Origin of the sequence: Streptococcus sp. 27098_8_103 (assembly GCF_041432345.1) — a bacterium.
GTDB classification, from domain to species: Bacteria; Bacillota; Bacilli; order Lactobacillales; family Streptococcaceae; genus Streptococcus; species Streptococcus mitis_BV.
In genome coordinates, this window is the sequence record NZ_JAPVZK010000001.1 from 19417 (window position 1) to 35779 (window position 16363).

General features: G+C 38.5%; 1 protein-coding gene. It reads left to right on the top strand.

Translation table 11 applies throughout. From position 1 onward, the window contains the following. The first annotated feature begins 41 nt into the window (after window positions 1–41). On the top strand, window positions 42–16295 hold the full coding sequence (locus O3599_RS00090; protein WP_371511645.1) for a GEVED domain-containing protein: 16254 nt from the start codon (window positions 42–44) through the stop codon (window positions 16293–16295). Window positions 16296–16363 lie beyond the last annotated feature (68 nt).

Consider the following 16363-nt stretch of genomic DNA (forward strand, 5'->3'; position numbering starts at 1 on the left):
GTAACTTGCAGTTACATAATTAAAAAAGGAAAGTTAACATTATGTATAAATCAAAAAGACAAAAAAATAAATCTTTTGATTGGTATGGCTTAAGCCAACGTTTCTCTATTCGTAAGTACCATTTTGGTGCTGCGAGTGTGTTGTTGGGGACAGCCTTGATTTTGGGTGCTGCCCAAACGACTGCCAAGGCAGAAGAAGCAACTACTGAAAATAAAACAGAAGCCGTAACCCCTACTTCAAAAGATGCTGAGGCGGCAGCTACTCCGGCTAATGTGACCTTGCCAGCTACTGAAGCTACAACAGGTGCTCCTGTTCTAGATAAAAAAGAGTTGAGCGAAGAAGAAATCGCGAAGTTAGCTGCTGAAGTATCTAAAAAGGATGAAAAAGCATCTGAAACAGCTACAGCTGAAAAAAGAGAAGTATCTGACAAAGAAAAAGCAACACTAACTGCTCCTTCAACAGACAAAAAAGTTGATAAAACAGTTGATGAAAAAGCTGATAAAAAGGATGAAAAGAAAGCAGAAAATCCAATTACTGCTACAAAGAAAATCCTTGAACAATTGACTTCTGAAGCTGAAGTTCTTAATACAACTGCAGCAAACTATGCTGAGAAAAAAGTTGAAGATAAGTCTTCTAAAGAAGCTATTGCTGCTGCAGTAGCAGCGGCGAAAGTAGAAATTACTGCATCTAAGAAAGTTCTAAACGAAAAAGATGTTACCGCTGAGCAATTGAATCTTCAACTCCAACGTATCTCAACTGCTATCGAAGCAGTTTATACTGAGATGAAACGTGCAGGTCATATCGGTAAAGTTGAGGCTGTGTTGCCAGGCGAAACAGCAACAGCAGTTAACATCAATACTCCAATCAATAAAGTAACAGTTAACAATCTTGGATCATTAACGGACGAAGAAGTAAGAGCTATCGAAAAAGAAATTCGTACAGCCAATCCAGATTTGAAACCGGAAGATAAAATTGAAGTTACTGCTGAAGGAGCAGTAAATAGAACAGTTGCAAAAGTAATCCTCGCCAACGGCCGTGTGGATCAAGCAGGTAATACAGAGCACGGTTTTCTTATAGGTGATGTAGCTTTTGGTACAGCTGGTGAGAAAAACTATGACCAATTAAGAGAAGGAATTAACTGGTTCGATTTTGCTAGAGCGAAAATTACTTATGCAGATGGAACAAAAGTTGGAGAAATCGAATATGTAGATAATGCTCCTACTGTTACATTTACTAGTTCTAAGGGACGTAAAGAAAGAGGACGTTTCACAATGGTTCGTACAGTCTTAGAATCTTCTTCTCACCCAGAATTAGTAGGTAAAAAGACAAATTCTGCTGAATTCTTAGCGTCTGGCATAGGGAAATATACTCTATGGAAAGACCAAGGTATGGTAGAAAGCGAAGTAAAACAAAATACTTCACAGGGGAAAAATAGGAATGAGGTTTACGAAGCACTCCAAGAAGGTATGCGATTTGAAGTGCCTACTAAAGTAAAAGGTTATGTACTGACAGCGACTGTTTCTTCTTTATCTCGTAAAAAAGTACAAAATGAAGTTGCTAAGCTAAATAATGCGGATGGAGAACCTGCAAACATTAACCGCTCTAAAGTTGGTGATCAGGTTGTACGAGAAGATGTGATTCTTACTAGACAAGATACAGGGTATAGTCATCTTCGTTTAGCAGGATTCCCTACTCAATACACAGATTCTACAGGTAGAGTCCGTGAAGGACTAACGGCATTTGCATCAGCATATGATGGAGGAAACGTTGGGGTTAAATTCCAAGTATCTGCGACATATAATGGTCGTCCCGTTGCTGTAAATGCCATTGCTGCCGATGCAGAAGATTTATCTGCCGCAGAATTTACACAGTTTGAAACTGACGGTACACCATGGCAAGAATTCATGCGAGTGAATAAAAATAAGGCGAATTCTCAAGGGTTAAAACCAAATAAAAATATTGACGGGAATTTTAAAGATGCTAAGAATAGAGTAACAGGAAAGTTTGAGCTTCTCGGCTATGATTTCTCTGAATGGAATAATAAGACAGAAAACGGATATGGAAGTCAATTGTTTGGACCTTTTGTATCTGGTGTGAACTCTAAATATGATTTACCTATAGGGTTGACTCAAGATGTGAAAAATCTTGGCGTATATATAAATTCAAGTGGTAACCAAAGTGCAAGTATTGGTTTCGTAGTATATGATGGTGGGGATGCTCCTGCTTCATATGGTTCTGCTCAACACGTTATCGGGAACTTCAATAAAGAAAAAAATGGTCAACAAGTTACAGCGACTCAACCTTATCTAGGTGATACACCTGCTGACTCTGACTTCAGAACAGTTGAGAAAGAAAAATCTGCTGCTTGGGTGTTAGATGATGTTGTATATTCTGAAACTTATAAAGAAATTTCATTAACAAGTGGAACGACTCAAGTAACAAACCAAAAAGGACAAACAGGGACGTACTACCTAGATGGAAGAAATCCAGTTATTCGTTTAGCAGATGGTAGTCAGGTTGCTATTAAAGCAGGAGAAATTCTAAAAACATTAAATACAACAGCTGACGGTGATGGATTACCTGTTTCAGGTATATATAATATTGCTACAGGTGGAGTAGGTATTGGAAATCTACCTGATGAAGGAGAAAATCAATTACTAGATCCTACAGTAGCGACTAGATATACATTAAAAACAGCTTCAGATACGCAATACGTATTTAAAGGTGTAAGAATCAATCGTGGATTAAATAATGATGTTGCCTATGCACGTGGATGGGTTGATTTCAATAGTAATGGTAAGTTTGATCAATATGAAGCTTCAGAAATCATCACTGTAAATAAAGATGGTACATATGACTTTGTATTTAATAACATACCACAATTGCTAAATACATCAGTTGATAATGTAGGTGTTCGTTTGCGTGTTGCTCTTGATAAAGGTGATTTAAACTTACCAACAGGAGTAGCAGGTTCTGGGGAAGTAGAAGACTTCCAAACTCATGTTATTCACCCACCTAGAGGTACGAGAAATGTATCAAGTGGCTTACAAGGGAAACCTCAAAAGATAGAAGTATCTACTACTGATTTTTTCAAGGCAAATGGTAAAACAGAAGTTTCGGACTATGGTAACTGGAATCAAATTGAAAAGACAATTGCTCCTAAGTTTGTCTTAACTAGTTCAATGGTTGCTCGTGAAACTGCTACAGGTAACCAAACACATGTTACTGACCCTAAAGGGAACACAGTATATCTAGGTGAAGAAGTTACATTATATGATGCTCGCGGAAATGAGCTTGGAACTGGTGTCAAAGTAACCAATCCAATGAATAAGCAAACCGAGTATTATTTAAGCAAATATACTGAGTATGACAATGCCGGGAATAAAGTAGGGGTATATGAATTAAATAAAGATAATAATGGAGACTATATCAAGAGTCAAACAGGTGTTTCTAAGACTACTATTGACTTCACTCCAGAATTAGGATATGTAGGTACAGCCAAAGGGGTTGCAATTCGTGCTTGGGATGAAAATAGAATCTCAACAGGATGGTATGCAAATGACCAAACAATTAAAGAATCCAGAGAAAGTCTTACATTAGCAGATAAAGATAAAATTTTAGATTCTGTTAATAAGAACGTTAACAACACAACTTCTATGGATTCAACATATATTCCGACAGTAATCGACATCAAGCCAGTAGGTAAAGATGAAACGACAATAGATTCCCAAGGAAAAACTCAATCTGCTACTCCGAAAATTCCAGAATACGGAACAGTAGAATCAATTACTGAAACAAAAATTGCAGAAACATCAATTCCTAAAGAACATGTGTTGATTAATAAAAAAGAACCAGTTACATTTGCTCACGAGAAAAATATTCCTGGGAAAATTTATACAGAAGATACTAAAGTAACTGAAGAAACAGAATTAACGTATGAAGATGGTGGAACAGCAACATTCAAACCAGTAGATAAAATCCCTGCTTCAACTATTATCGCAGAAAAGAGCAGAGTTGAAATTACAGGTTCTGGTAATGTAGAAGTAAGTAATGTTCGTATTGTTAAAGGAACGTTTAGTTCTAATCTTGTTCCAGCGGGTTCTGTTCTTGAAGGAGCTTCACCAATAGCGCCAAAACCAATTACAGTTATTCGAAATGGTGTCGAAGTAACAGTGAATACTGGAGAAAAAATTCAAAAAGGTGATCAATTAGTAACACCATTACCAATAGAAGGAGGAGCTCAACATACTATTTGGAAAGTTACATTCCAAAAAGGTGATTATATTCCACAAGCAACTGGAGGATATAATCCTAAATTAGTTTCAGAAACAAGTGTTGATAAGATAATTGGTACTAAAGGTGATTCTCTGACGCTTAACGGTAATACGTACGTTAACAACAACGACACTATTCCTAAAGGAACTAGAACAGCTGGAAAGTCTATTGATTTATTAACGATGACTCTTCCAAAAGCAACGCACGTGGATCCACAAACTGGGAAAGTAACTACTGTAGATCGTAGATATACTAAAGTAACTGATACTGAAATTGTCATTGAAAATGAAGGAACATACACATTAGTTCCTAAGACAACTACAAATGAAAAAGGTGAAACAGTTTACGAAGATGCAACAGTTGTCTTCACTCCACACCCAAGCTTTGTAGGTGTAGGTACAGGGGTAACATTAAAACAACCAGACCTTGACTATCCAACAGTAGCAAATCCAGATAGTGTAACTAGACGTTACGGAATTGACTATGGTCATGCAGCCTATACACCAACTGTAACTCCGAACTTAACAGTGACTATAACACGTAAGATTCACTATGTTTATGAAGGTGATACATCTACAGCGGCTAAAGATAAAACACCAATCTTAACAATCGATGGTAAACCAGTTATAAACGAACAAACATTAACATATAACCGTGACTACGTCATTATGAGTGAAGATGATCAAACTGAAAAAGACATCACAGTTGCAACTGAGATGACATTAGAAAGACCTATTACAGTTGATCGTTATGTGCGTAAATCTACTGGAGAAGTAGTAAAAGAGCCAACTCAGGTTACAGTGTTAAAACCTGGTGACGTTGTTAAAGCTGGAACTGAATTACCAGCAGGTACAGTTATCGTTGGTGCATGGAAATCTATTAACCCAGAAAATGATCACTTCACAAATATCATTTCTCCAACATTAAAAGGTTATACAGCAGAAGTCCAATTACCAGAAAACGAATATACCAAGAGTGAGAAAGACGGAGTACAATCACATGTACGTTCATCTAATCAAACTCCAGTAGGGGTCTACACACCAACTATTAAAGATGGTAAGGTAAATTCTCAAGACGTAGGTTCATATGAACCAATGGTATCAGCAGTGCGTGCAGATAACAAAGATGATTTCGATGTTTATGTATATTATAAAGCTGACAAACAAGTAGCTCGTGTCGTATATATCGATATGGATGCTGCAAATAATGCAAACCAAGGTGTTCTAGAAACTCACACAGGTTCTGATAAAGAGGCTAATAAATCAACTACAGATACAATTACAAAAGACGAAACACTTATAGGTGATTCAGCTACTCGTATCAAGTACTCAACAGCAGCAACTATCGCGAAATATGAAGCGATGGGTTACGAACTAAAACGTGACGGATTCACAAATGATGATGACGGAAATCGTATCGTTGGTGGACGTAAATTCGATGAAGAATCAGTAGCTGATTCAGAAAATGCAGGTGAAAAACCACAGAACCAAACATTCTATGTATTCTTAGGACACAAACGTGACACAGGAGCTAAGACAGAAACAGCTGATGTAACGCGTACAATCAACTATAAATACAAAGATGGCGGAGCTAAAGCAGCAGAATCTGTAACAGAAACATTGAACTTCAAACGTAACATCACAATCGATATGGCGTTAGTAGCTGCAGCCTTCCCAGAAGATACAGCGACATTCAATGCAGAAAATACAAAAGCTACACCTGAAGAGAAAAAAGCAGCACAAGATAAGTATGATGAAGTTGTTGCTAAGTACAACGCAGCTGCAGAAAAAGCTAAAGAAGATCCAACAACTTCAGAAGCATTAAAAGCTGCAGATAAGAATGTTATAGCAACAGAAAAAACATTAGCAGACGCTAAAAAAGCAAATAATTCGCTAGTTATTACAAGTGAATCTACACAAGCTCAAAGAGATGCGAAGGCAGCGACAGAAGCAGCTTTACAAGCAGCACAAGAAGCATACAACAATGCCTTGACTGCTCGTGACACAGCTAGAACAAACTACTTAGCAGCAGACAACTCAGCTCTAGCTAAAGCAGTAATCACTACACAACAAGCTCTAGAAGCAGAAAATGCGAAAGTAGCAGCAGCTAAAGCAGAATATGAAGCTAAAGTGAAAGATAACAACGCTTCAGATGCTGATAAAGAAGCAGCTCTTACTAAGTTCACAGATGCATTAGCAGTAGCGAAAACAGCAGCAGCAAATGCAACAGCAGCGAAAACAGCTTTCACAGAGGCTAAAGACGAAGAAGAAACATTAAACGATGCAAAAGTAGCAGAAGCAGTTAAGAACAAAGCTGTTCAAGACCGCGAAAACACTACTAAAGTAGCTAAAGATGCAGCACGTCAAGCTTACTATGATGCAATCATTGCCAAAGTTAAAGAGGAAGCTAAGAAAGAAACTCCTGATAAGAACAAAGTTGCAGCTGTAAGCTTTGGAGAGTGGAAAGCTCTAGGAAGTACAGCAACTAACTTACCAGCAAACGAACAATTATCTGATGCTGAAAAACAATCTGATAATGCCTTTAACCATGTAACTTCACCAACTATCGCTGGTTACTTAGCAGATAAAGTAGCAATCGATAAAACGGATGCGATTGATCCATTAGCAGACGACTACTCAGTAGATGTCTTCTATGAAAAAGGTGAGCAACGTGCAACAGTTAAGTTTGTGGAAGTAGATGCTAACAATCCAGATACTGTCATCACACCAGGTGTAGCTGAAGACTTAGTAGAAATCGGTAAGACAGGTGATAACTTTGCAACTCTTAACACAGCAGCAGTAAAAGCAGCTATTAAGAAATTACAAGATAAAGGTTACACATTAGTATCTGATGGATTCGAAAATCCAGGAACTGGTGTAAGCAATACAACATTTGATAACGATCCTAAGAATGATCAAGAATTTGTTGTTAAAGTGAAAGCTACTGTAGTTGAGATTCCATCATTTGATCCAACTAAACCTGTAAGTAATGAGAATCCAAAACCTACTCCAGGTGTAACACCAATCGATCCAAATAATCCTACTGGACCAAAATGGACGGAAGACTTAATCAAAGCTGTAAAAGTTCAAGAAGAAGTAACACGTACTATTAAGTATGTTTACGAAGATGGAACAGAAGTACCAGCTGAAAAACTTACAGATGTAGCTGATAAGAAAGTGAAGACACTTAAATTCACTCGTCCAGGTAAGATTAATGTAGTTACAGGAGAAATTACTTACGGAGATTGGTCAGCAGATCAAACGTTCGATGCAGTAACTTCGCCAACTATCGAAAACTATACAGCAGCAGTTGCAGGAGTAACTCCAACAACAGCGAATGTACCAGCTAAGACTGTATCAGCTACAGACAAAGACTTCGAAGAAGTTGTAGTGTACAAAACAAAAGTAATTACAGTGGATCCAAATTCACCAAATTACACAGAACCTAAGAAAGATCAACCAATCGATCCAACAGATCCAAATTCACCAAAATGGACTGATGAGCTACTAGCGAAACTTAAGAACAAAGAAGAAGTAACACGTACGGTTTCATATGTTTATTCAAATGATACAAACAAATTAAACCAAGCTGAAAAAGATGGAAACAAAGCGGGTGCTAACGTTGTTAAAGACAATACTGAAGTAACTCCATTTGTAACAAAAGTTAACTTTACTCGTGTTGCTAAAGTAAACCCAGTAACCAATGAAATCACTTATGAAGATTGGAAACCAACAACACCAGCTGGTGCAACTGCCCCTGACGATACATTAGAAGGAAACACAACTGTTCCAGTTATCCCAGGATATGTGGCAACAGGAGATGTAGTTTCATCTAAGACAGATGTAACATCAGTTAAAGCAGAAGATAAAGATATTACGGAAAAAGTAGTGTACGAAGCTCTAGGTAAATACGTACCAGTAGTACCAGAAGGATTTACACCACCAACAATTGAAAATCCACAATATCCAAATAATGATACTGATCCTACAAAACCAGGTGATCCAACAACAAGAACAACGATTCCATATGTACCAGGAACTACACCAGTAGGACCAGATGGACAACCGTTGACACCGAAGAATGGAGATAAAACACAAGGTTACTTACCTCCAACTCCAACAACACCAACTGGTGATACAACAATTACCTACGTTAAAGACGGTACTCAGATTGCGGTAACACACTTCATCGAAGTAAACAGCGCAACTGATAAGACTGAAAAAGGTGCAGTAGCAACATCAATCGTTGATACAGGAGATACAGGAAAAGCCTTCACAAAAGGACAATCTGTAACAGACACAATCAACGCGTTGAAAGCTAAAGGATACACAGTTGTAGATAATGGATATCCAACAGATGGAACATTTGATGCAGATGCAACTACTAACCAAGAGTACAAAGTACTAGTAACTGTTAAACCAGTAACAATTACCCCAAATACTGATGTTCCAAATCCAGAAGATCCAAATACACCAGCTGATAACCCAATTCAACCAGGTAAACCAATTGATCCAAATAATCCAGATGGACCAAAATGGACTAAAGACTTGATTGATAAGTTAAAAGATGCTCGTGAAGAAACAGTAACACGTACAATTACATATAAATACTCTGACGTAACAAGCGAACTAAAAGCTGAAGACGCTGCTAAAGCAGGTCAAAAAGCAGCTGACACAGTTACAAACACTGTAACATTCAAACGTCCAGTGACAATCGATCCAGTTACGAAAGAATTTACTTATGGAGATTGGGAAGCTACAAACGGAACTACATTAGAAGGTAAAGCAGAACTTCCTAAAGTAGACGGATATATCGCAACAGGAGATGTAGATTCATCTAAGAAAGATGTAGAAAACGTTACAGCAACTGATAACGACATTACTGAAAATGTAGTCTACAAAGCTGTAGGTAAATATGTACCAGTAATTCCAGATGGAATCACACCGCCTGCAAATACAAACGTAGATCCAAAACCTTATACAAACGATCCACAAGATGGTTCGAAAGTAAAAGATCCAGATCCAACGAACCCAGTGGTACCAGGAACAACAACACCAATCGTTCCACAAGTCCCAGGAACTACACCAGTAGGGCCAGATGGAAAACCATTGAAACCAGTTGATTCAAGTGATCTAAGTAAAGGATACGTACCACCAACACCAACAGATCCAATGAAAGATACATCAATTATCTACGTTAAAGACGGATCACAAGTAGCGGTAGTTCACTTCGTAGATGAAAAAGGTAACTCAGTTAACGAATCAGTAATTGAAACTGGAGATACAGGTGGAACAATTAGCGCAACTAAAGTAGATGCCGTTAAAGCTGCGTTAGTAGCTAAAGGTTACGAAGTAGTAGATCCAGCAGATACAACATTATACACAGCAGATAAAGAAGGATTCTACAAAGAAGCAGACCGTAAATTTGACGCTGTAAGTGATAAAGCTACAGGAGCAACTGATGAGAAAGTACCTAGCCAACAATACTATGTAATTGTTAAAGCGAAAGAACTTCCAGTCGTACCAACTAAACCAGTAGATAAAAACGACAAGCCAGTTGACCCAACAGATCCAACAACTCCAAACAAACCACGTGATCCAGAAACTACGGTAACACCAAAACCAACAGATCCAGTACCAAACGATCCTAAAGGACGTACTTACGGTGAACTAGGATTGGTTGAACAAGTTACTCGTACAATCGATTACGTATATGATAATGGAACAAAAGTTGAAGAAGACAAACTTGGAACTGCAAAAGATGAAAGAACTAAGACTCTAACATTCACACGTAATGCAAAAATTAATGCTGTAACTGGAGAAGTGACTTACTTAGACGCTAATGGAAATGCAACTACTAAAGAAGCAGCTCCATGGACTCCAGCAACAACAGATACATTCAATACTGTGAACTCTCCAGTAATTGATACTTACGTATTGTTAGATTCTAATCAAAAAACAATTACAGGTGAAACAGTAGTAGCAACTGATAAAGATATCGCTCATAAAGTTGTTTATAAGAAAGCAGGAAGTATTAAACCGCAAATCCCTGCAGGAGTTAACCCGTTAACACCAGCAACTGATACACCATATCCAAATAATCCACAAGATCCAAGTGGAGTATTAAAACCAGATCCAACAAAACCAACGGATCCAACTCAACCTAATGGACCAACAACTCCAGTAATTCCTGAAGTACCAGGGTACACACCATATGGACCAAATGGTAAACCATTAGAAAAAGATCCAAATGGCGGATACAAAGTTCCAGATCTTCCAACAGATCCAACTCAAGATACACCAATCGTGTACGTGAAGAATGGTTCACAATTAGCAATTACGAAATTCGTAGATGTTGATGGAAATGGATTAGCACCATCTGTAGTAGACTCAGGTGATGAAGGTACAAACTTCACGAAAGATGGAGATGTAACAGCAACAATCAACGCTATCTTAGCTCGTGGTTATGAAAAAGTTGAAAACAAAAACAATGAAAAACCATATCCAACAGAAGCAACAGATAAAGTGTTCGATAAGGATTCAGCAACTAACCAAGAATTTACTGTAACGTTCAAAGCTAAAGAACTCCCAGTAGTTCCTACTAAACCAGTAAATCCAAACAATGAACCAGTTGATCCAACAGATCCAACAAATCCAAACAAACCGCGTGATCCTGAAACTTCAGTAACGCCAAAACCAGAAGATAAAGTACCAAACGATCCAAAAGGACGTACTTACGGAGAATTAGGATTAGTAGAAGAAGTTACACGTACAATCAACTACGTGAAGAATGATGGCTCTAAAGCTGCAGACACAGTTAAAGAAACATTAACATTCACACGTAAAGCGAAAATCAATGCTGTAACTGGAGAAGTAACTTACTTAGATAACGATGGGAATGCAACTACGAAAGAAGCAGCTCCATGGACACCAGTAAATGGTGATAAATTCGCTGAGAAAGTCTCGCCTTCAGTAACGAACTACACACCAACAGTAGAAAAAGTAGCTGAGAAAACAGGTGTAACAGCAACAGATGAAGATATCGTTGAAACAGTAGTGTACAACCCTTCAACAACAAACGTTGATCCAAACCCAGTAACGCCAGGTGAAAATCCAGATCCAAATAAAGTAGTAGAAAACGATCCTAAGAAACGTACGTTGAAAGAATTAGGATTAATCGAAGAAGTAACTCACACAGTTCACTACAAACTTGAAGATGGATCAGATGCAGGAATTGCAGACAACGTTCAAAAAGTAACATTTACACGTACTGCTAAGATTGATTCTGTAACAGGAGCAATCCTTGAATATGGTAAATGGACACCAGAAACGAAAGAATTTACTGCAGTAACAACTCCAGCTAAAGATGGATACATTGCTTCAGCGAAAACATCCACAGCAAATGCTAATGTAGGAGCGACAGATAAAGATACAGAGGAAACAATTATCTACCGCAAACTTGGTTCATACGTGCCAGTAGTTCCAGCAGGTGTAACACCTCCAGCGGACTTCGATAAGACACCAAAACCATATCCAAATGCGACTCCAGAAGATCCAACAAAACCAGGAACTCCAACTACAACAACGATTCCTGAAATCCCTGGAACAACTCCAGTAGGACCAGACGGAACACCATTAACGAAAAATCCAAATGGTGGATACGACTTACCACCAGTACCTAAAGATCCAACTCAAAATACTACAATCACGTATGTTAAAGACGGATCACAAGTAGCAGTAGTTCACTTCATCGAAGTAAACAGCGAAACTGATAAGACTGAAAAAGGTGCAGTAGCGAAATCAATCGTTGATACAGGAGATACAGGAAAAGCCTTCACAAAAGGACAATCAGTAACAGACACAATCAACGCATTGAAAGCTAAAGGATACACAGTAGTAGAAAATGGATATCCAGAAAACGGAACATTTGATGCAGACGCAACTACAAACCAAGAGTACAAAGTGTTAGTAACTGTTAAAGAAATCCCAGTAAGTCCAGATAATGAAACACCAACTCCAAATACTCCAATCGATCCACAAAATCCAGACGGACCAAAATGGACACCAGAGTTAATCAAAGAGTTAGAAAACGGACTTCAAGAAGACGTTAAACGTACAATCAAGTACATCTACTCAGATGGAACAGAAGTACCAGCGGATAAACTTACAGATGTAGCTGACAAGAAAGAGAAAACATTAACATTCAAACGTTCAGCAACAATCAACCCTGTAACAGGTAAGATTACATTTGGAAACTGGACTCCAGATAAACAATCATTCGAAGAAGTAACATCACCAGCAATCGACGGTTACATTGTGGACAGAGCAACTGTACCAGCTAAAGAAGTAACAGAGACTGCAGGAGATATTACAGAAGTAGTAGTGTATAAGAAACTTGGTTCATATGTACCAGTAGTACCAGAAGGAGTAACAGTACCGCCAGGAACTGATACAACACCTAAGGTATATCCAAAAGATCCAACGGATCCAACAAGACCAGGAACACCAACAACAGTGATTCCTCATATACCTGGAGTAACTCCATTAAATCCATCTACAGGTAAACCATTAGAGCCAGTAACACCAGGTAGACCAGAAGACGGATATAAAGTACCACCAGTACCAACAGATCCAACACAAGACACTAACATTGTTTATGCTAAAGATGGTTCTCAAGTAGCAATCGTTCACTTCGTAGATGAAGATGGTAATGCAGTTCATACTTCATTCGCAGAAGCAGGAGATGTAGGATCTAAATTCACTAAAGCAGGTGAAGTCGCTAAGATTGTTACAGAATTAGAAAAATCTGGATACAGTGTAGTTCCAAATAAAGCAGGTCAAGCTGAATACCCAGGAAAAGACGGAGAATTCGATAGCGTTGATGATAAAGGTGAAAACGGAGTGTCTCAAGTTTACTACGTAACAGTAGCTAAACCAGTTCCAGTAACTCCAACAGATCCTAAGAACCCTAACGAAGATCCTAAGAACCCTAACCCAGGAGATCCAATCGATCCGAATAAACCGGACGGACCAAAATGGACTGAAGATGCTCTTAATAAACTAAACAACATTAAGACAGTAACTCGTACAATTACTTACGTTAAAGCTGGTACTGATGAAGAAGTATCATCAACTGAAGCACCAAAAGTAACTGACAAAGTAAACTTCAAACGTACAGCAATTGTAAATCCAAAAGATGGTTCTCTAGTAGGATACGACACAAATGGTGACGGTAAAGCAGATGTACCAGCAACTGACACTGACAGTGGATGGACAGCTGTTAACAACGACACTACATTTGATAAAGTAACATCACCAGTAGTTAAAGGATATGTTCTGAAAAATACAGCTCAAAAAGAAGTAGCAGAAACAACAGGCTTAACTCCTAAATCTGATAATGAAACTATCAAAGTAGAGTACGTACCAGTTGGAACATGGACACCGAAAGTACCAGAAGGTGAAACACCAATTAATCCAATTCCATATCCAAATGATCCAAAAGATCCAGGAAAAGTTGTAGATCCAAACGATCCAATAAATCCAAACGATCCAAACAAACCAAGTGTACCAGTGATTCCACATATCCCAGGAACAACACCAAAAGATCCAAATGGAAATCCACTGAAACCAGTTGATCCAACAGATCCATCTAAAGGATATGTACCACCGACACCTACAACACCTACAGAGAACACTGAAATCAATTACGAAAAAGATACTCAAAAAGCAGTAACGAAATTCGTAGATCCAAGTGGGAACCCAATTCCAGGTGTAACGAACATCGAAGAAACTGGTAAATCAGGTGAGCCATTAACGAAAGCAACAGAAGTAACTACAGAAATTGCTAAGTTAATTGCTAAAGGATATGATCTAGTAAGCAACAACTATGGTAAAGATAATAACGGAAACTTTGACAAAGATTCTGGAAAAGATCAAGAATACACTGTAGTGTTAATACCACACGTTGAGCCAATTAAACCATTTGACCCAACAAATCCAGACGATCCAAATACTCCAAAACCAGGACAACCAATCGATCCAAATAATCCTGATGGACCAAAATGGACTGAAGAGTTAATTAACAAACTTGAAACTACTAAACACGTTACTCGTAACATCACTTATGTAGAAGATGGTACAGATAAAGAAGTTGCAGACAAAGCAACTGACAAAGTAACATTTACTCGTGAAGCTAAGATTAACGTTGTTACAGGCACTATCGAATATGGTAAATGGACTCCAGTAAACAACGATACTACATTTGATAAAGTAACATCACCAGTAGTTCCAGGATACGTTCTGAAAGATCCATCTCAAAAAGAAGTAGATGAAACTACAGGATTAACTGAAAACTCTAAAGATGAAAACATCAAAGTAGTTTACGTTCCAGTTGGAAGACTTGTACCGAAAGTACCAGATGGTGTAACTCCACCAACTCCAACGCCTTACGATAACGATCCTCAAGATCCAGGTAAAGTTGTACCACCAAGTCCAACTAAACCAACAGATCCTACAGATCCAAATAGTCCGAAAGTACCAGTAATTCCTCATATCCCAGGAACAACACCAAAAGTTCCACAAGACCCAACGAAACCAGTGGATCCAAATACTAACCCACTTGTACCGTTGAAACCAGTGGATCCAAAAGATCCATCTAAAGGATATGAAGTGCCACCAGTACCGACAAATCCAAGTACGGATACACCAATTGTTTACGAAAATGATAAACAAAAAGCTATCACTAACTTCGTAGATAACAACGGTAAAGTAGTATCTGATCCAGTAGTAGATTACGGTGAATCAGGATCTAAATTCACTAAGTCTGGAGATGTTGAAAACAAGATCAAAGAACTTGTTAAGAAAGGTTACATTGTAACAAGCAATGATTACCCTTCAGCAGATACAGATAGAGTATTCGACAAAGATAAAGATAAAGATCAAATCTTTAATGTAAAAGTTACTCCACTTATCGTGCCAACAGATCCAAACAGCCCTGATAAACCACAGGTACCAACAGATCCAACGAAACCAGTAGGTCCAAACAACCCACTGAAACCAGTCACACCATCAAATCCAGAACCAGGTAAACCAGTATTCCCTGAAGATCCAAACAGTCCAGTATGGCCTGATACAGTGAAAGATTTAGTTACAGAATCTTCTGCGACTCGTACGATCACTTATGTAGATCACAATGGAAAAGAAGTAGCAGCTACTCACACTGAAACAATTAAGTTTAAACGTACTGCGAAAGTGAACCTAGTAACTGGAGATATCACATATGGTGAATGGACAGTAGTAGGTAATGATACTATCTTAGATGGTAACAAGTTACCGAAAGTGGATGGATACATCGCTCGTGGCGGAGATATCGAATCATCTCAAAAAGATATTAAAGCAACAGCAGGTGTAAACATCACTGAAAGAGTTGTTTACGACAAACTTGGATCATGGATTCCAAAATTACCAGAGGGACAAACACAAGTTCCACCAACTCCATATCCAAATGATCCAACAGATCCAACGAAACCAGGAACAGATAAACCACGTGTACCATACGTACCAGGATTTATCCCTGTAGATCCAAATGGAAATCCATTAAAACCAGTTGATCCAAACGATCCAACGAAAGGATATGAAGTACCGGTTGTACCGGCAGATCCAACTCAAGATACGCCAATCAAGTACATCCCTGTTCCTAAGCCAAACAATGGTGGTGGCAACAATGGAGGCGGAGGTGGTAATACACCAACTCCACAACCTCAACCCAATCCAACTCCTCAACCAGAACCTAGTCCTGCACCAAATCCTGTTCCAGTGACACCTGAGACTCCTGAACAACCAGTAGTTCCAGTGGCACCTGAACAACCAGCAGAGCCTGCTACACCACAGTATATGGATGGTCAACGTGAACTTCCAAATACAGGTACAGAAGCACACTCTAGTCTTGCAGCACTTGGACTTCTAGGAGCTTTGAGTGGATTCGGATTGATTGCTCGTAAGAAAAGAAAAGACGAAGAATAATTCAGACTTTCTTTCAAACAGTGATTGATTCAGCCTAAGAAAGAACTTGAGATTTAATATCTCAGGTT

Excerpts from the sequence above, each read along its gene's own strand:
- O3599_RS00090 (WP_371511645.1), top strand. The coding sequence starts at position 42 with ATGTATAAATCAAAAAGACAAAAAAATAAATCTTTTGATTGGTATGGC.